The following is a 15888-nucleotide window of genomic DNA, read 5'->3' as shown; positions in this document are numbered from 1 at the left end:
CATGGCCAAGCGTTCCCAGATAAAGGCCCGCGCCGAGACGATGCGCGTCAGGTTCGAGGCCGCAGGCGCGCAGGTCGTTGACCCTCCGCTCTTGCAACCGGCGGACACGTTGTTGGACCTTTATGGCGAGGATATCCGCGCGCGCGCCTATGTGACCTCGGACGCGCTGCGGGGTGAGCAGATGCTGCGCCCGGATTTCACGCTGCCCGTGGTGCAGATGCATATGCGCGAGGGGGCCGAGCCCGCGCGCTATACCTATTCTGGCGAGGTTTTCCGCCGTCAGGAGCATGACCCGGACCGCGCGAATGAATATATTCAGGTCGGCTATGAGGTATTCGACCGCAACGACCCCGCAGGCGCGGATGCCGAAGTGTTCTCGTTGTTTGCGCTGCAACTGCGTGGCTTGCCGCTGCGCGCTGCGACTGGGGATATCGGGATTCTGACTGCGGCTGTGGCTGGTCTGAAAACCACCGACCGGCGCAAAGCCGCGCTGATGCGGCACTTGTGGCGGCCACGCCGGTTCCGCGTTCTTTTGGATCGCTTTGCTGGGCGTAAACCTGGCCCGGAAGGACGCGATACGCTTTTGGATGCCAAAGACCCACTTGCCACTGACGCGCCTATGATCGGCAAGCGCCGTGCGTCCGAGATCGAGGCGCGGATCGCCGCGCTGCGCGAAGATCGCGATACGCCGCCGATTTCGGACAATGAACTGGCGGGTCTGGAGACTCTGCTGAACGTCCGAGAAACTATGCCCTTCGCGCTTGAATGGTTGCGGGATGTGGCGGTGGATCTGCCGCAAATCACCCCTGCATTGGACAGGCTTGAATCGCGGATCGCCGCGTTGCAAGCGCGAGGCGTAGAGGTGGAACGGCTGGACTTTGAAGCCTCATATGGTCGGACGTCGATGGAATATTATGACGGCTTTGTATTCGGTTTCTACGCCGAGGGCCGCCCTGACCTGCCTCCGATCGCGACTGGGGGGCGCTATGACGCGCTGACCCGGCAGTTGGGGAACGGTGCTGAAATTCCCGCCGTGGGGGGGGTCATTCGTCCCGGCCTGATGTTGGAGATCGAGGAGGCCGCACAATGAGCCTGAAACTGGGCGTGCCCTCGAAGGGCCGGTTGATGGAAAAGACCTTCTCGTGGTTTGAAAAGCGCGGCATCACCTTGTCACGCAGCGGATCGGATCGGGAATATGCCGGGAAAGTGGATGGGATCGACGGTGTTTCGCTGATCCTGTTGTCAGCAGGAGAAATCCCCCGTGAACTGGCCGCCGGGCGCATTCATCTGGGCGTGACAGGCATTGATCTGGTGCATGAGAAACTGCCGCGCTGGGAACAGCAGGTCGAGGAAGTCTCGCAGCTTGGTTTTGGCAAGGCGGACCTGATCATCGCGACCCCCGCCTGTTGGGTGGACGTGGACACGCTGGACGATCTGGACGCGGCGGCGGCAGCCTTCCGCAAAACGCACGGTCACCGGCTGCGGATTGCGACCAAATATCATCGGCTTGTGCGGGAATTCCTGACGGATGCAGGCGTGGCCGATTACACTCTGGTCGATAGTCAGGGCGCGACCGAAGGCACCGTGATGAACGAAACCGCTGAGGCGATTGCCGACATCACCTCGACCGGGGAAACGCTGCGGGCGAACCACCTGAAGATCCTGACCGACGGGTTGATCCTGCAATCACAGGCGACGCTGTGGCGTAGTCGAGTGGCCAAGTATGAGGCCGAGGACAAAACCGTTCTGTCCGAACTTTTGGACCGTCTGAGTTAAAGCACCCCGATATCCGCCAGCGCGCGGTTCAGATCGTCGGGCAGGGCATCGTCCTGCGCGCGACCCTTGGGCAGGTCGGCTGGGGTATCCTCGGGTTTGAGATAGCGCCACCCTTGAAAGGGGCGCTTCAGGGCGTTCTGGGTACGGTGCACTTCGGGGTCCAGCACGATGGCGCAACGGCGGATGCCGTCCTCGTCCCGTACCTCATCCAATCGCAGGATGCGCTGACGGCATTGGATCACGCCCTTGATCACCCAATAGATTGATCCGCCGTTCAGAATCTCGGCCTCGCGCTTGGGCCACATGCGGGTCACATGGCGCGGGCAGCCGTCCTCATACAGCGGTTTGCGGCTGTCCTGCCACGCGATCAGCGTATCGACGCTGTCCGATCCGACCGAAAGTTTGATGAGGTTTACGTAGTTATCCACAGCTTTCCCACAGAGTCGTCCCAAGCTTGATCTCTATATTGTAGCTCTGATCGAGCATTCATCAAGGTGTTGTGGTGAGCCGGTGAAATAGGGTAGTCTGGATACCTCTTTCAAGACAGGGAATCACAAATGAGCCGCTTTGCCGCCCCCATCGCCGAGCAGATATGGGACATGAAATACCGCTTTAAGCAGGCGGATGGCACACCTATCGACCAGACCGTCGAGGATAGCTGGCGGCGCATCGCCCGCGATTTGGCGCGTGTGGAAAAAGACCCGGCCCATTGGGAAGACAAGTTCTTCGAGGCGCTGGAGGATTTCAAATACCTGCCCGCCGGACGCATTACTGCAGGCGCGGGGACCGCGCGTCAGGTAACGCTGTTCAACTGCTTTGTCATGGGCACCATTCCCGACAGCATGGGCGGCATTTTCGATATGCTGAAAGAGGCCGCGCTGACCATGCAGCAGGGTGGGGGCATCGGTTACGATTTCTCGACCATCCGACCGCGCGGCGCGGATGTGCATGGGGTTGCGGCCGATGCATCGGGGCCGCTTTCGTTCATGGACGTGTGGGACGCCATGTGCCGTACCATCATGTCTGCCGGTTCGCGCCGTGGTGCGATGATGGCGACGATGCGCTGCGATCACCCGGACATCGAGCAATTCATCACCGCCAAATCCGATCCCGCCCGCCTGCGCATGTTCAACATGTCGGTGCTGGTGACGGACCCGTTCATGGAGGCCGTCAAAGCCGATGGCCCGTGGGAGCTGGTCTTTGGCGACAAGGTCTATCACACCGTGCAAGCGCGTGACCTGTGGAACAAGATCATGCAGGCCACCTATGACTACGCCGAGCCGGGCGTGATCTTCATCGACCGCATCAATCAGGCCAACAACCTCAGCTATGTGGAAACCATCGCGGCGACGAACCCGTGTGGTGAGCAGCCCCTGCCGCCATATGGCGCGTGTCTGCTGGGCTCGATCAACCTTGCGCGGCTGGTGGCGGAACCCTTCGAGGACGCCGCTCATTTGGATGAGGCTGCATTGCAGGAACTGGTCGCCACAGCGGTCCGCATGATGGACAACGTGGTGGATGCGTCGAAATTCCCGCTGATCGAGCAAGAGGCCGAGGCGCAGGACAAGCGCCGCATCGGGCTGGGCGTGACCGGGCTTGCGGATGCGCTGTTGATGCTGGGCCTGCGCTATGGCTCGGACGAAGCGGCGCGTCAGACCGAGCGCTGGCTGCACGCGATCGCCCGCGCCGCGTATCTGGCGTCGGTGGACTTGGCGAAGGAGAAAGGGGCGTTCCCTCTGTTCGATGCCGAGAAATATCTGGCCAGCGGCACGATGCAGCAGATGGACGAGGACGTGCGCGACGCGATCCGCGAACACGGTATCCGCAACGCCTTGCTGACTTCGATCGCGCCGACGGGAACGATCTCGCTTTATGCAGGTAACGTGTCTTCGGGGATCGAGCCGGTGTTTGCCTATGCCTATACACGCAAGGTGCTGCAGAAGGATGGCTCGCGCACCGAAGAAGAGGTCGTGGACTATGCCGTGCAGATGTGGCGCGACAAGTTCGGGGACACGCAGTTGCCGGATTATTTCGTGAACGCGCAGACGCTGTCCCCGTCCGATCACGTCAAGATGCAGGCTGCGGCGCAGAAATGGATCGACAGTTCGATCTCGAAGACGATCAACTGCCCCGAGGATATCAGCTTTGACGCCTTCAAGGACGTCTACATGCAGGCTTGGGATCAGGGTTGCAAAGGTTGCACGACCTATCGTCCGAATGATGTGACCGGATCGGTCCTGACCGTCTCGGAAAGCGAAGACAAAGTGCCGGGCGAAAGTGCAGACGCGCCGCACGAGGTTGATGGCGGCGACGTGATTTACATGTCCGAACCGCTGGACCGTCCGCAGTCGCTGGAAGGTTCGACCTACAAGCTGAAGTGGCCTGACAGCGAGCACGCGATCTATCTGACTATCAATGACATCGTCATCGGTGGCCGTCGCCGCCCGTTCGAGGTGTTCATCAACTCGAAGAACATGGAACACTACGCCTGGACGTTGGCGCTGACCCGTATGATCTCGGCCGTGTTCCGGCGGGGCGGGGATGTGTCCTTTGTGGTCGAGGAGCTTAAGGCCGTATTCGATCCGCGTGGCGGAGCTTGGGTCAAGGGCAAGTACATCCCGTCGATCCTCGCGGCGATTGGTGGCGTCATTGAGCAGCACCTTATCAACATCGGGTTCCTCGAAGGTGAGGGAATGGGGCTGAAATCCGACCCTCAGGCGCAGGTCGTCAACATGGATGGCCCACGCGGTAAGGCGTGTCCGTCCTGCGGGCAGTTCGATATGGTGATGATCGAGGGCTGCATGACATGCCGCAGTTGCGGCCACTCCAAGTGCGGGTGACGTCTGACGCCTGGATTTGAGGCAAAGATTGTGATCTGGCAGGAGGGTTTCTTGTCAGATCACAGCGGCTGAATCTCTTTGGCAACATTTTTGTTAACTGTACATTAACAAGACTTTCCTGCCGAGGGTTTCGCTGATAGGGGTATCGCAATAAACAGTGAGTGAGTTGAAGGTGCAGGCGGTAAAATGAGAACCGGACTAAACGGTCGAATAGCCATTCAATGGAAACAGACGGAACTAGATGGGTTAGAGGCGGCGCCTCTTTCCTTTTTGGATGTTGGTGCTGCGTGGTCGTGGCGCGGACAGGTCATGTTTCTTGTTGATCCGGCTGATCAGGAGTCTACTCAAACCATCGTTTCACCGAACCATTTTCGATCCGTTCACGATCTGGAAAGCAGCGTGCAGGGCATCGTTGTTCTGACCAATGGAGCGCAGGAGTTTTCGGCGGGCCTGTGCTTGATATCCGGCGAGTCGGCACCAATCCTTGTTTTCGCGAATGGCTACCCTGCGCGCGAGCAGGAATTCTGGGTCACCGAGTTTATCCAGATGAGACAGTCCAGCGGCGAAGCCGCGCCTGTAGACGACACTGTGGTCGTTTTCCCGAATAGACTGAGCTCTGCTACAGACGGTCAAGCGCCCGCGCGACGTCCGGCGGTAAACGCCGGTCCGATGCGGGACTAGGGCCGCCCCCAGACAAAAAATACAATATGCCATCTTGCGATGTGTTGACTCTGTCTGTTCTGCGGATATAAGCGCGGCTTCATTGGTGTTGGTGGACCCCGCAAGGGGATGCCTGTCATGGGGGAAACCTCAAGAGGACAACGCCCTTCATTGTTGCGGTGCGGCCGAAAGACATCTCGCATCGGGTTGAGCGGAGACGCGATTGCAGCCCGAAAAGCGGGAACCGGTTTTCGGATCAAGCTGCAATGCCACTTAAGAAGGAGATCAGCCGTGACTAAACGCACGTCTGCCAAGTACAAAATCGACCGCCGGATGGGCGAAAACATCTGGGGTCGTCCGAAATCCCCGATCAACCGTCGTGAATACGGCCCCGGCCAGCACGGTCAGCGCCGTAAGGGTAAACTGTCGGACTTCGGTCTGCAGTTGCGCGCCAAGCAGAAGCTGAAAGGCTACTATGGCGACCTGACCGAGAAGCAGTTCCGCCGCATCTACGCCGAAGCCGAGCGTGTCAAAGGCGACACCGGTGAAAACCTGATCGGTCTGCTGGAGCGTCGCCTGGACGCTGTTGTCTACCGCGCCAAGTTCGTGCCGACCGTGTTTGCCGCACGTCAGTTCGTGAACCACGGCCACGTCAAAGTGAACGGCAAGCGGGTCAACATCCCCAGCTACCGCGTCAAAGAAGGCGACGTGATCGAAGTGCGTGACAAGTCCAAGCAACTGGCTGTTGTTCTGGAAGCTGTTGCTCTGGCCGAGCGTGATGTGCCTGACTACATCGACGCCGACCACTCGAAAATGACCGCGACCTTCGTTCGCGCCCCGGGCCTGAGCGATGTGCCTTACCCGGTCATGATGGAACCGAACCTGGTCGTCGAATTCTACGCGAAGAACTAATCTTCGCCGATACACATGATCCAAAGGGCCGCGCTTTCAGCGCGGTCTTTTTTGTTTGTGGGGGCTCTGCCCCCGTCGCTGCGCGACTCCCCCGGGATATTTCTGGCCAGATGAAGAGGCGGATCAGATCGGCAGCGGTCGCCCTTCGGCAATAGCTTCCATCGCGAAATACGAAGTCACACTGTCCAGTTCGACCTTTTCGATCAAACGCTGATAAACCTTGTCATAGGCCGCCATGTCCTCGGTCACGACTTTCAGCTGATAGTCATAGTCCCCACCGATCCTGTGAAAATCCACCACTTCGGGGATGGTCAGAACGTGGCTTCGGAAAGATTGCAGCCATTCCGCAGAATGGTGCCGTGTGCGCAGCATGACGAAGACAACCAGGTTCAACCCCAATTTCTCGCGCGAAATTCGGGCTGACGAGCCGGTGATTACCCCATCCTCGTTCAATGCCTTCAACCGACGCCAACACGCGTTTTGCGACATCCCGACACGATCCGCCAATTCCCGCTGAGACAGAGTCGCGTCCTTCTGAAGCTCACGAAGTATTCGATTGTCGATTTGATCTATTTTTTTCGCCATATCTAATCATATGACACAAAATCTGATAAAACTATCGAAAGAATGGTGAAGTTTGTTTAGGTGATCTCAATCATATTTGACGGTGCAATACGGAGCCATCAAATGACCTTGTCCAAATTTCGCACAGCATTAGAAGCCACCACTCCTATCTCAAGCCTGCGCGATGGATTGATCGGAGAGAATGTTCTGATTCCGGGTCTGCATGGGGATGTTCCGCTGGTTTACGCGGATTACGTCGCCTCGGGTCGGGCGCTGCGGCAGGTCGAAGACTTTGTCGCTGAACAGGTGCTGCCCTTCTATGCAAACAGCCATACCGAGGCTTCCTATTGCGGGTCCTACATGACCCGTCTGCGCCGTGAGGCACGCGCAGAAATCGCCCGCATTGTTGGTGCCAAGGAAGAGGACGCGGTGATCTTCACCGGGGCCGGCGCCACTGCGGGTCTCAATCGGTTGGTCAGCCTGCTTGGTGTGGAGGCGGCTGACCGGCCGGTTGTATTTATTGGGCCATATGAACACCACTCTAACATTCTGCCCTGGCGCGAAAGCAAGGCACGTGTGATCGAGATTCCAGAAGCGCCGGATGGTGGCGTCGACCTCGACGTATTGGAGCGGATGCTGGTAGATCATGCCGCGTCGGATTTGATCATCGGTTCGTTCTCGGCGGCCTCAAACGTGACCGGTATCGTTACCGACCCGAATCCGGTGACGCGGCTGCTCAAATCTCATGGGGCGTTGTCCGTTTGGGATTATGCGGGGGGCGGTCCCTATCTGCCAATGGACATGGGACCAGAAGATGCGCGCAAGGACGCCATCGTAGTGTCACCCCACAAATTTCCGGGCGGGCCGGGTGCATCGGGCGTTTTGATCGTCAATAAGGCTGCGGTCAATCGCACCTGCCCGAGCTGGCCGGGCGGTGGTACGGTCAGCTTTGTCTCTCCGTGGCGGCATGACTATAGCGAAGACCTTGCTACGCGCGAAGAAGCTGGAACCCCGAACGTGATCGGGGACATCCGGGCTGCGCTGGCCTTTATCGTAAAGGATGTGGTCGGCACGGATGAGATTGCCAGACGGGAGGAACGCTATAACCGAATGGCCCTGAACGGGTGGGGCGACAACCCGAACCTGAGCCTGCTGGGTGCGGATCATCCGCATCGGTTGCCGATCTTTTCATTCCTTGTGCGCGACAACGCGGGTCATCCGGTTCATCAGCAGCTATTCACCCGGATGCTCAGCGACATCTATGGTATTCAGGCGCGCGGTGGTTGCGCCTGCGCCGGACCCTATGCGCATCGGTTGCTGGGTATCGATCAAGCGGCGTCCGAGGGGTTGCACGCCGCGTTGTCCGCTGGGGAAGAGATGAAGAAACCGGGATGGGTGCGTCTGAACTTTTCATACCTGATGAGTGATGAGACGGTTCAGTTCATTATCGACAGCGTCAACGACCTGTCCCGCCGGACCGAGGAATTCGCGCCTTATTACAATGCTGATCCGGCAACGGCCCGCTTCAAAGCGGCGTGATGGAATTGCCGCTTTTCTCAACGCGTTGAGACAGGTAAGAGAGGCTCCAATAAACGGAGCCTCTTATGACAAAGATCACCCCGCAACCCGGCATTATGGACATCGCGCTCTATCAGGGCGGTCAGTCGCATGTGGCCGGGGTCAAGCATGTGATCAAGCTGAGTTCCAACGAAAACCCGTTTGGTCCCAGCCCCAAGGCGATTGAGGCCGTGCGCGACAGTGCCGCCACCCTGCATCGTTATCCCAGCACCGACCATGCGCCTTTGCGTGACGCAATCGGTGCGCGTCACAGGCTGGACCCGTCAAGGATCATCTGTGGTGTGGGCAGTGACGAAGTGCTGCAATTCGTGGCGCAAGCCTATGCGGGTCCGGGGGATGAGGTCATCTATACCGAGCATGGTTTTTCCATGTACCCGATCATCGCGCGGATGGCCGGGGCAACGCCGGTCATGGTGCCCGAGACGGACCGTCGCGTGAATGTCGACCATATTCTGGCGGCCGTTACCGGGCAAACGCGGATCGTGTTCGTGACCAATCCGGGCAACCCGACCTCGACCATGATCCCAGAGGCCGAGTTGGAGAGGCTGGCAAACGCCTTGCCAACGTCCTGCCTGATGGTCATCGACGGAGCCTACGCCGAATTCGTCGCTGGTTTCGACGGTGGCGCCGGACTGGTGGACCGGTTCGAGAATGTGATCATGACCCGGACGTTCTCCAAGATTTACGGGCTTGGCGGAATGCGCGTCGGCTGGGGCTATGCTGCGCAGTCGATCATCGACGTGCTGAATCGCGTGCGTCAGCCTTTCAACCTGTCGCTGACCGCGCTGGCGGCGGCGGAAGCTGCGATCAAGGATGAGGACTATCTGACGTTCTGCCACACCGAGAATGCGCGTTTGCGCGTTTGGCTGGGTGATGAACTGTCCAAGATCGGTGTCGCGTCGGACGCGTCCAGCACCAACTTCATACTCGCGCGGTTCACAGATCAGGCCGAAGCCGAGGCGTGCGACGATTATCTGAAAGCGCAGGGTTTGATCGTGCGCCGTGTCGCGGGTTACAACCTGCCGAACGCCTTGCGGATCACCGTGGGCGACGAAGAGGCCTGCCGCCGCGTCGTTACGGCGATCACTGAATTCAAAGAGGGCGCCGCATGACCCAAGTTTACGACCGTGTTGCGCTGATCGGGCTGGGCCTGATCGCATCCTCGATGTTCTGGGCAATCAAACGCGCTGGTCTGGCGGGTGAGGTGACGGGCTATGCCCGTTCAGAGGCGACGCGCGAAACTGCGCGCAAGATTGGTCTTTGCGACAGGGTGTGCGAAACAGCTCAGGAGGCCGTTGAAGGGGCCGATCTGGTTGTGCTGTGCGTTCCTGTGGGCGCTATGGGTGTCGTCGCAAAGGATATCGCTCCGGTGCTGAAACCGGGCGCGACCGTTTCGGATGTAGGCTCGGTCAAGCGCCATGTCATTCAGGCGGTGTCGCCGCACATCCCCGACGGTGTGCATTTCATTCCCGCGCACCCCTTGGCGGGAACCGAGCATTCCGGCCCCGAATCTGGATTTGCTGAGTTGTTTGACAACCGCTGGTGCCTTTTGGTGCCGGTCGAAGGCACGGACCCGGACGCAATCGCCCGCCTGCGCGCATTGTGGGAAGGTATGGGCTCCAACGTCGATGAGATGGATGCGGATCACCACGATCTGGTTCTGGCAGTGACCTCGCACGCGCCGCACCTGATCGCTTACACGATGGTCGGTGTGGCAGATGACTTGCGCCGGGTGACCGACAGCGAAGTCATCAAGTATTCGGCGGCCGGTTTTCGGGATTTCACGCGGATTGCGGCCTCGGACCCGACCATGTGGCGCGACGTGTTCCTGACCAACAAGGATGCGACGCTGGAAATTCTTGGTCGCTTTACCGAGGAGCTTTTCGCCTTGCAGCGGGCTATTCGCACTGGTGATGGTGATCAGTTGTTTGATTATTTCACACGCACCCGCGCGATCCGCCGTGGGATCATTGATGCGGGGCAGGATACGGATGCCCCTGATTTCGGACGGGGGAAAGCAGGCCCATGATACGTTTCCAAAGGGGTCTTGCGATTGGAGTTGTGGCGCTTAGTGCCACGTTTTCAAACGCGGCCCCTTTGGATTATTCGCTGATCCCCCCAGAGCGACCTTCTGCGGCCCCGGTCTTGGCCTTTGCAAGCCCAACCCCGTCCAAGGTGCGCCCCGAATTGCGCCCTGTGTCAGCGCAGGTTCTGGCGGTCGCGGCGCGCACTGTGGATGTGCCGACCTTTGGGCCAGATACGTCCCTGATGCCCTATCTGCGCCCAAAGGCGCTGGAACAGGAGGCGTTGTTCAAAAAGCGCAAGCTTCGCAAAGGGTCAGTTTGCGGTGATATTCAGATTCAGGGCAAGGCCGTTGGCAAGGTTCCCGGCAAGATCAAAGCTTGCGGGATCAAGGATGCGGTTCAGGTCACTTCGATCTCAGGCGTTGCGTTAAGCCGCCCATCGACAATGGATTGTGGCACGGCGATCGCTTTGAATGAATGGGTGGAGAAGACGGTCATTCCGACCTTCAAGCGACGCGGTCCGGTGGTCGAACTGCAGGTCGCGGCCCACTATGCCTGCCGGACCCGAAACAACCAAAAGGGCGCGCGTATCTCCGAACACGGAAAGGGGCGCGCAATAGATATCTCGGGCTTCAAGATGGCGGACGGAGAAGTCGTTACTGTGCTGAACGGTTGGCGCAAGAACCCATCGCAAAAACAGTTGATCAAGGTCTGGCGCGGCGCGTGCGGACCGTTTGGCACGGTTCTGGGGCCAAATTCTGACCGGTATCACCGCGATCATTTCCACTTGGACACGGCGCGCCATCGCCGTGGGGCGTTCTGCCGTTAACGCAGGATCAGGCGCGGCGCCGGGCCAAGCGGCAATGGGCCCAAGGCGACAAACCCGTCTCGGAAATTCAACTGCATGTCCAGCGCGTTGGGATTGCCCCCAAGCCCGGCCATGAAATTTAATGCGCGTGTCACCGGATTGACGGCCTGATCGGGCAGGGCGCCCGCTGCATTTGCCATGGCGATCATGTCGCGCCAGTTCTCGGCCTTGATCGCGATTTCGCCCGTTGGAATGCCCTGGGAATCCACCGCAAGCTCTCCGGCGGCGAACAGACGTAGCGCGCCCCATTCCATTTCGGCCAGATGTAGGTCGATCTGCACCGGCTGAGGTCTGCTCTGCTCGAGGGCAGAGCGATCCCAAGCCCTATCGAACGTGGTCGTCATATCCAGTTCCAGCGTCTCGAATGACTGGGGCAACGTGGTGGCTGACCGCATGAGATCACGCAAGTCGTCGCCGGGGGCAAAGCCGTCAATCCGAGCGCTGATGTTGTAGGCTTCGGGAATCTCGGTTTGCTCCATGATCAGCCCAAGCGTTTCGCCGCCCGCCAGCGCATCGGCGTCCTCGGTGATTGACCAGGGGTCCGCTGTCAGAGACATCTTCTCAAGCACCAGCGCCACGCCGGGCTGCAAATGCAATTCAGCCTGAAGGTTCTTGGCCTGAATCGTGGCGGTTTGATCGTAGTAGGACAAGCGTTGAGGCGTGTCGGCGAACCGCAGCAACTGTCGTCCGGGCCAGATTGCGGGACTTTGAAATTCGATCCAATCGGCGCTCCAGGCTGTCCCATTGACGGGATCCGCCAGCGCCGGGTTTGCCAGCCGTGTGACGTGGTGAGTAGCGTACCCCGCGGTTGAGACTTCCGAGAAGTCCGCCTGCCAGCCCAGCTCTTGCTGCTGGTTAAACCACGTGGTGATCGCATTGCGCAGGCCAATTCCGGCTATGAGCCAGTAGGCGCTCCAGATCACGCCGACGAAAATGACTGCTCTTATCAAACCGCGCATTGCAGTTGACCCTTTTTCCCACCTTTGAATTGATGTTTATAGGCGCAAAGGGGCAAGGACCAGAGCTATGACGATGTGGGTTTTCGGATATGGGTCGCTGTTGTGGAATCCCGGCTTTCCGGTGGCCCGTAGCGAACACGCGACTTTGCACGGGTATGCGCGCTCATTCTGCATGAGTTCGATTCACCATCGCGGGACCGAGGAAAACCCCGGTCTTGTGCTTGCATTGGACGAACAGACCGAAGCGAAATGCACGGGTCTGGCTCTTGCGGTTGAAGCGGGGCACGAGGACCGCACACTGCAAGAATTGCGCGACCGAGAGCTGATTTCGTCGGCCTACGTTGAAAAGATGCTGGATGTGCATCTGCATGACGGACAGGTCGTTACGGCCGTGACCTATGTGATCGACGAAGATCATGTGCAGTATTGCGGTGGGATGCCGCTGGAGGAGCAGGCCCAGATCATCGCACATGCGGTCGGGGGGCGCGGTCCGAATACGGAATACCTGTATAATACCGCTGAACACCTGACCGAGATTGGTCTGCACGATCCTGATCTTGAGTGGTTGGCGCAACGGGTGCGCAGCCTTACCGCATAAACCCTTGGCGTCACCGGCGTATTTTCGCTAGATTCACTTTAGAGCAGCAAAATACCGGGAGCCACGCGCATGGCGCAGGCACATCAGGACGCGGGACCTCATTTCTCGCAACCCATTCGTCAGATCGTTACGATGCTGGTCGCAATTGGTTTGGCGGGGCTGGGCGTCTTTATGGCGCTGCCTTACGTTTTGCCGGTCTTTTACGCCAACCCGTATCTGAACGGATTTATCATACTGGTCTTCGTGATCGGCGTTTTCGCCTGTTTCTATCAGGTCACTCAGTTGATCGGCTCAGTTCGTTGGATCGAAGCATTCGTCGGCGGTGTTGTTCGCGAAGATGCGCGCACGCCGCAACTGCTTGCGCCGCTGGCCTCTTTGCTGCGCGAAAGAGGCGCTCGGTCGCAAATCAGTTCATCTTCGACGCGGTCCATTCTGGATTCGGTGGCCGAGCGCGTCGAAGAAGAAAGAGAGATCACGCGATATATCACCAACGTTCTGATCTATCTTGGTCTTTTGGGGACGTTTTTCGGATTGGCCACGACGGTTCCCGCCATTGTCGATACAATTCGCAGCCTCAACCCGCAGGAAGGCGAAGAAGGTTTGGCGGTTTTCAACCGTTTGATGGTTGGCCTTGAATCTCAGTTGCAGGGCATGGGCGTGGCGTTTGGATCCTCGCTTTTGGGGCTGGCCGGTTCGCTGATCGTTGGGTTGCTCGAGCTGTTCGCTGGCCACGGTCAGAACCGGTTTTATCGAGAGCTTGAGGAATGGCTGTCCTCGATCACCCGCGTCGGTTTCGCTGCTGGTGACGAAGGCAGCAGTGCAGAGCTGGCCGTGCTGACGCCCGTTTTGGATTCGATGTCCGAACAAATGGATGCCCTACAGGATTTGTTCTCGGCACAGGAACGCGACCGGGTCGAGTTGTCGACGAAACTCGGTCAACTTGTAGATGCGATCGGTGACATGAACCAGCGGCAGTCCGACAACGAAGGAGTAACCGCCGCTCTGGAGCGGGTTGCGCTGGGACAGGACGCCCTGCTTGATCACATGCGGGAACAGGGCGCTGGCGACGGGATCGATGCCGAAAGCCGTATGCGTCTACGTTCGATGGATGTGCAACTGTTGCGCATCCTCGAAGAAATCTCGGCGGGCCGTCAAGAAAGCATGAGCGAGCTGCGCAAGGACATCGAATTGCTGGTCAAAGCGCTTACTCTCCCCCGAGGCGCCGTGCGTTCTGCTCCGGAAGGAGAGTAAGCCATGGCGCTGTCCCGTCGCACAGGTCAGCGGTTCCAGGGGTCAGTCTGGCCCGGTTTCGTGGACGCGATCACGGGGCTATTGATGGTGCTGACCTTTGTGCTGACCATCTTCATGGTCGTGCAATACGTCTTGCGGGAAACCATTTCCGGGCAAGAGGACGAACTGACCGCCCTGTCTGACGAAATTGCGGCCCTGGCCGGTGCTCTCGGCCTGGAGGAGCGGGAAAACAGCCGCCTTCAGGCAAGGCTCGGGGCGTTGAACTCGACACTGTCGCAGGTCGAAACAGAGCTTGTTCAGGCCCAAATTCGGATCACGAGTTTTGAAGATCAGGTCACTGCGCTGCTGGCAGAGCAGGAACGGGCAAAAGGGGCCATCGCCGGTCTGGAATCCGAGCGGGACGAACTTCTGAATGAACAGGACGCGCTGAATCTTGCGCTTGCCCAAAGCCGCGCCGAGATTGACGAACAGACCGAGGCCGCTCGTCTTGCCGCGGCCCGGCGCGAGGCGCTTGAAGCGTTGATCGCCGATCTTGAGGAAAGCGAAGCAGCGCAATCGGCAATGATCACGGAACTTGAAGACCAACTGAGCGCCGAAGAAGCCGCAAGACTGGCCGAAGCCGCCGCCGCCGAAAACCTGCGCAACAGGTTGCAAGACGCTGACGCGGAATTGACCGCCATGACACTAGCGCTTGAGGCGCAGCGCAAAGAGGCTGAGGACACTCTGACCCTTCTGGCCGCGGCGCAAGCGGCAAAGGCTGAATTGGAACGGCAGTTCGGAGAGTTGAGCTCGCAGGATCTTCAAGTCCGGCTTGAGGCGGCGTTGGCCGCACAGACCGAAGCGCAGGCCGAGGCGCTGGCGCAGAGGACTCTGGCTGAAGAACGCGCAGCCCTGCTTGCGGTCGCGCGTGAAACCCTATCGGTTGAGCAGACAATTTCCGAAAAAGCCCAACGCGAAGCAGCCTTGTTGAATCAGCAAATGGCCGCTCTGCGAGAGCAACTGGGTGGGTTGCAGGCTTTGCTGGACGACTACGAGGAACGCAATGCGGCTGCGGACATTCAAATCCAGACGCTTGGGCAGGACCTCAACGCGGCTCTTGCCCGTGCCGCGTCCGAGGAACGCCGCCGCCGACTGTTGGAGGAAGCCGAACGCGCCCGTCTGGAAGCCGAAGCAGAGGTGTTGTCAGGTCAGAATGAAGAACTTGTAGCCCAGGCCGAAGACCTGCAGCGCTATCGCTCGGAGTTCTTTGGCCGACTGCGGGATGTGTTGGGCGATCAGGAAGGTGTGCGGATCGAAGGTGACCGGTTCGTGTTTTCGTCCGAAGTTCTGTTCGACACGGGCTCGGCCGTGCTGTCTGGGGAAGGGCAGTTGGAAGTCGCCAAAGTCGCGAATATTCTGCGAACTGTGGCGGCTGAGATCCCAGAGGGCTTGAATTGGGTTATTCGGGTCGATGGCCACACGGATAACGTACCTCTGGCCGGGACTGGGCGTTACCGCGATAACTGGGAGTTGAGCCAGGGACGGGCCTTATCGGTCGTGCGCTACATGGTCGAGGCGCTGGGTATTCCACCAAACCGACTGGCTGCGAACGGATTTGGTGAGTTCCAACCCGTCAATCCTGCTGATACGCCAGAAGCGCGTGCTCAGAACCGCCGGATCGAGTTGAAGCTGACCGAGCGGTAGTGGGTCTGACCGAAGGACGCGTCGTCCGATCCCAGAAACATTCACAGGTTTTGATTGATCCCAAGGTCGACGTGATGCGTTGGGCGAACACACGGCATTACTGGGGTTTTGCCGGTGGAAGGGAACTGGTTTTAGTTCAGTATTGATCAAACGTATCCAGCGCTTCGGTGGTGGG

The 15888-nt window shown here is 59.1% G+C and carries 15 protein-coding genes; 12 read left to right on the top strand and 3 right to left on the bottom strand.

The genetic code is table 11. The features are described 5' to 3' along the window. The first annotated feature begins 1 nt into the window (after position 1). Positions 2-1090 (top strand): ATP phosphoribosyltransferase regulatory subunit, encoded by a 1089-nt coding sequence (locus ACR0LH_RS09420; protein ID WP_480720664.1) that lies wholly within the window; start codon positions 2-4, stop codon positions 1088-1090. Further along, a complete protein-coding gene (hisG, locus tag ACR0LH_RS09415) occupies positions 1087-1776 on the top strand; it encodes an ATP phosphoribosyltransferase (protein WP_170561774.1) in 690 nt (229 codons plus the stop codon). Before ACR0LH_RS09420 ends, hisG begins: the two co-directional genes overlap by 4 nt. On the opposite strand, the gene ACR0LH_RS09410 is transcribed toward hisG, so the two are convergent. Then, a complete protein-coding gene (locus ACR0LH_RS09410; protein ID WP_480720663.1) occupies positions 1773-2204 on the bottom strand; it encodes a DUF1489 family protein in 432 nt (143 codons plus the stop codon). The genes hisG and ACR0LH_RS09410 overlap by 4 nt on opposite strands. 129 nt (positions 2205-2333) lie before the next feature. Here ACR0LH_RS09410 and ACR0LH_RS09405 point away from each other — a divergent pair, with 129 nt between their 5' ends. From ACR0LH_RS09405 to rpsD, 3 genes are all read left to right on the top strand, one after another. Beyond that, on the top strand, positions 2334-4616 hold the full coding sequence (locus ACR0LH_RS09405; protein ID WP_170695327.1) for an adenosylcobalamin-dependent ribonucleoside-diphosphate reductase: 2283 nt from the start codon (positions 2334-2336) through the stop codon (positions 4614-4616). A gap of 186 nt (positions 4617-4802) precedes the next feature. Continuing rightward, the gene (locus ACR0LH_RS09400) at positions 4803-5297 is read left to right on the top strand and encodes a hypothetical protein (RefSeq protein ID WP_480720662.1); all 495 of its coding nucleotides are present in this window, start codon (positions 4803-4805) and stop codon (positions 5295-5297) included. A gap of 270 nt (positions 5298-5567) precedes the next feature. Then, positions 5568-6188 (top strand): 30S ribosomal protein S4, encoded by a 621-nt coding sequence (gene rpsD / locus ACR0LH_RS09395; protein WP_170325974.1) that lies wholly within the window; start codon positions 5568-5570, stop codon positions 6186-6188. Positions 6189-6311: 123 nt separating this feature from the next. Here rpsD and ACR0LH_RS09390 read toward each other — a convergent pair whose 3' ends face one another. After that, entirely contained in the window at positions 6312-6773 is a 462-nt protein-coding gene (locus ACR0LH_RS09390) for an Lrp/AsnC family transcriptional regulator (RefSeq protein ID WP_480720661.1), read from the bottom strand. A gap of 102 nt (positions 6774-6875) precedes the next feature. Here ACR0LH_RS09390 and ACR0LH_RS09385 point away from each other — a divergent pair, with 102 nt between their 5' ends. The 4 genes from ACR0LH_RS09385 (at position 6876) to ACR0LH_RS09370 (ending at position 11183) form a co-directional block, all read left to right on the top strand. Beyond that, positions 6876-8291 (top strand): aminotransferase class V-fold PLP-dependent enzyme, encoded by a 1416-nt coding sequence (locus ACR0LH_RS09385; RefSeq protein ID WP_480720659.1) that lies wholly within the window; start codon positions 6876-6878, stop codon positions 8289-8291. A gap of 65 nt (positions 8292-8356) precedes the next feature. Beyond that, complete coding sequence (gene hisC / locus ACR0LH_RS09380) at positions 8357-9442, top strand: histidinol-phosphate transaminase (protein ID WP_480720657.1); 1086 nt, start codon at positions 8357-8359, stop codon at positions 9440-9442. After that, on the top strand, positions 9439-10359 hold the full coding sequence (locus tag ACR0LH_RS09375) for a prephenate/arogenate dehydrogenase family protein (protein WP_480720655.1): 921 nt from the start codon (positions 9439-9441) through the stop codon (positions 10357-10359). The genes hisC and ACR0LH_RS09375 overlap by 4 nt, the downstream gene beginning before the upstream one ends. Further along, positions 10356-11183, top strand: a complete 828-nt coding sequence (locus tag ACR0LH_RS09370; RefSeq protein ID WP_480720653.1) for an extensin-like domain-containing protein — start codon at positions 10356-10358, stop codon at positions 11181-11183. Before ACR0LH_RS09375 ends, ACR0LH_RS09370 begins: the two co-directional genes overlap by 4 nt. Here the strand turns inward: ACR0LH_RS09370 and ACR0LH_RS09365 are convergent. Further along, entirely contained in the window at positions 11180-12181 is a 1002-nt protein-coding gene (locus ACR0LH_RS09365) for a DUF2125 domain-containing protein (protein WP_480720652.1), read from the bottom strand. The two genes, ACR0LH_RS09370 and ACR0LH_RS09365, sit on opposite strands and share 4 nt — an antisense overlap. Positions 12182-12248: 67 nt before the next feature. On the opposite strand from ACR0LH_RS09365, the gene ACR0LH_RS09360 reads away from it, so the two are divergent. The 3 genes from ACR0LH_RS09360 (at position 12249) to ACR0LH_RS09350 (ending at position 15713) form a co-directional block, all read left to right on the top strand. Continuing rightward, positions 12249-12779 (top strand): gamma-glutamylcyclotransferase, encoded by a 531-nt coding sequence (locus tag ACR0LH_RS09360; protein ID WP_170695335.1) that lies wholly within the window; start codon positions 12249-12251, stop codon positions 12777-12779. Positions 12780-12848: 69 nt separating this feature from the next. Further along, positions 12849-14030 carry a biopolymer transporter ExbB gene (locus ACR0LH_RS09355; protein ID WP_170484221.1) on the top strand — a complete coding sequence of 394 codons (1182 nt, stop codon included), beginning with the start codon at positions 12849-12851 and terminating at the stop codon, positions 14028-14030. 3 nt (positions 14031-14033) lie between these two features. After that, positions 14034-15713 carry a peptidoglycan -binding protein gene (locus ACR0LH_RS09350; protein ID WP_480720649.1) on the top strand — a complete coding sequence of 560 codons (1680 nt, stop codon included), beginning with the start codon at positions 14034-14036 and terminating at the stop codon, positions 15711-15713. Positions 15714-15888 lie beyond the last annotated feature (175 nt).

Source organism: Ruegeria sp. CL6, assembly GCF_056536465.1.
This window is presented reverse-complemented; position numbering and strand designations above follow the sequence as displayed.

Bases quoted from the DNA above. Each gene is read 5' to 3' on its own strand.
- ACR0LH_RS09355 (WP_170484221.1), top strand. From the start codon at position 12,849: ATGGCGCAGGCACATCAGGACGCGGGACCTCATTTCTCGCAACCCATT.
- ACR0LH_RS09390 (WP_480720661.1), bottom strand. From the start codon at position 6,773: ATGGCGAAAAAAATAGATCAAATCGACAATCGAATACTTCGTGAGCTT.
- ACR0LH_RS09400 (WP_480720662.1), top strand. From the start codon at position 4,803: ATGAGAACCGGACTAAACGGTCGAATAGCCATTCAATGGAAACAGACG.
- ACR0LH_RS09375 (WP_480720655.1), top strand. From the start codon at position 9,439: ATGACCCAAGTTTACGACCGTGTTGCGCTGATCGGGCTGGGCCTGATC.
- ACR0LH_RS09420 (WP_480720664.1), top strand. From the start codon at position 2: ATGGCCAAGCGTTCCCAGATAAAGGCCCGCGCCGAGACGATGCGCGTC.
- ACR0LH_RS09350 (WP_480720649.1), top strand. From the start codon at position 14,034: ATGGCGCTGTCCCGTCGCACAGGTCAGCGGTTCCAGGGGTCAGTCTGG.
- ACR0LH_RS09370 (WP_480720653.1), top strand. From the start codon at position 10,356: ATGATACGTTTCCAAAGGGGTCTTGCGATTGGAGTTGTGGCGCTTAGT.
- hisC (WP_480720657.1), top strand. From the start codon at position 8,357: ATGACAAAGATCACCCCGCAACCCGGCATTATGGACATCGCGCTCTAT.
- ACR0LH_RS09360 (WP_170695335.1), top strand. From the start codon at position 12,249: ATGACGATGTGGGTTTTCGGATATGGGTCGCTGTTGTGGAATCCCGGC.
- ACR0LH_RS09385 (WP_480720659.1), top strand. From the start codon at position 6,876: ATGACCTTGTCCAAATTTCGCACAGCATTAGAAGCCACCACTCCTATC.
- hisG (WP_170561774.1), top strand. From the start codon at position 1,087: ATGAGCCTGAAACTGGGCGTGCCCTCGAAGGGCCGGTTGATGGAAAAG.
- ACR0LH_RS09405 (WP_170695327.1), top strand. From the start codon at position 2,334: ATGAGCCGCTTTGCCGCCCCCATCGCCGAGCAGATATGGGACATGAAA.
- ACR0LH_RS09365 (WP_480720652.1), bottom strand. From the start codon at position 12,181: ATGCGCGGTTTGATAAGAGCAGTCATTTTCGTCGGCGTGATCTGGAGC.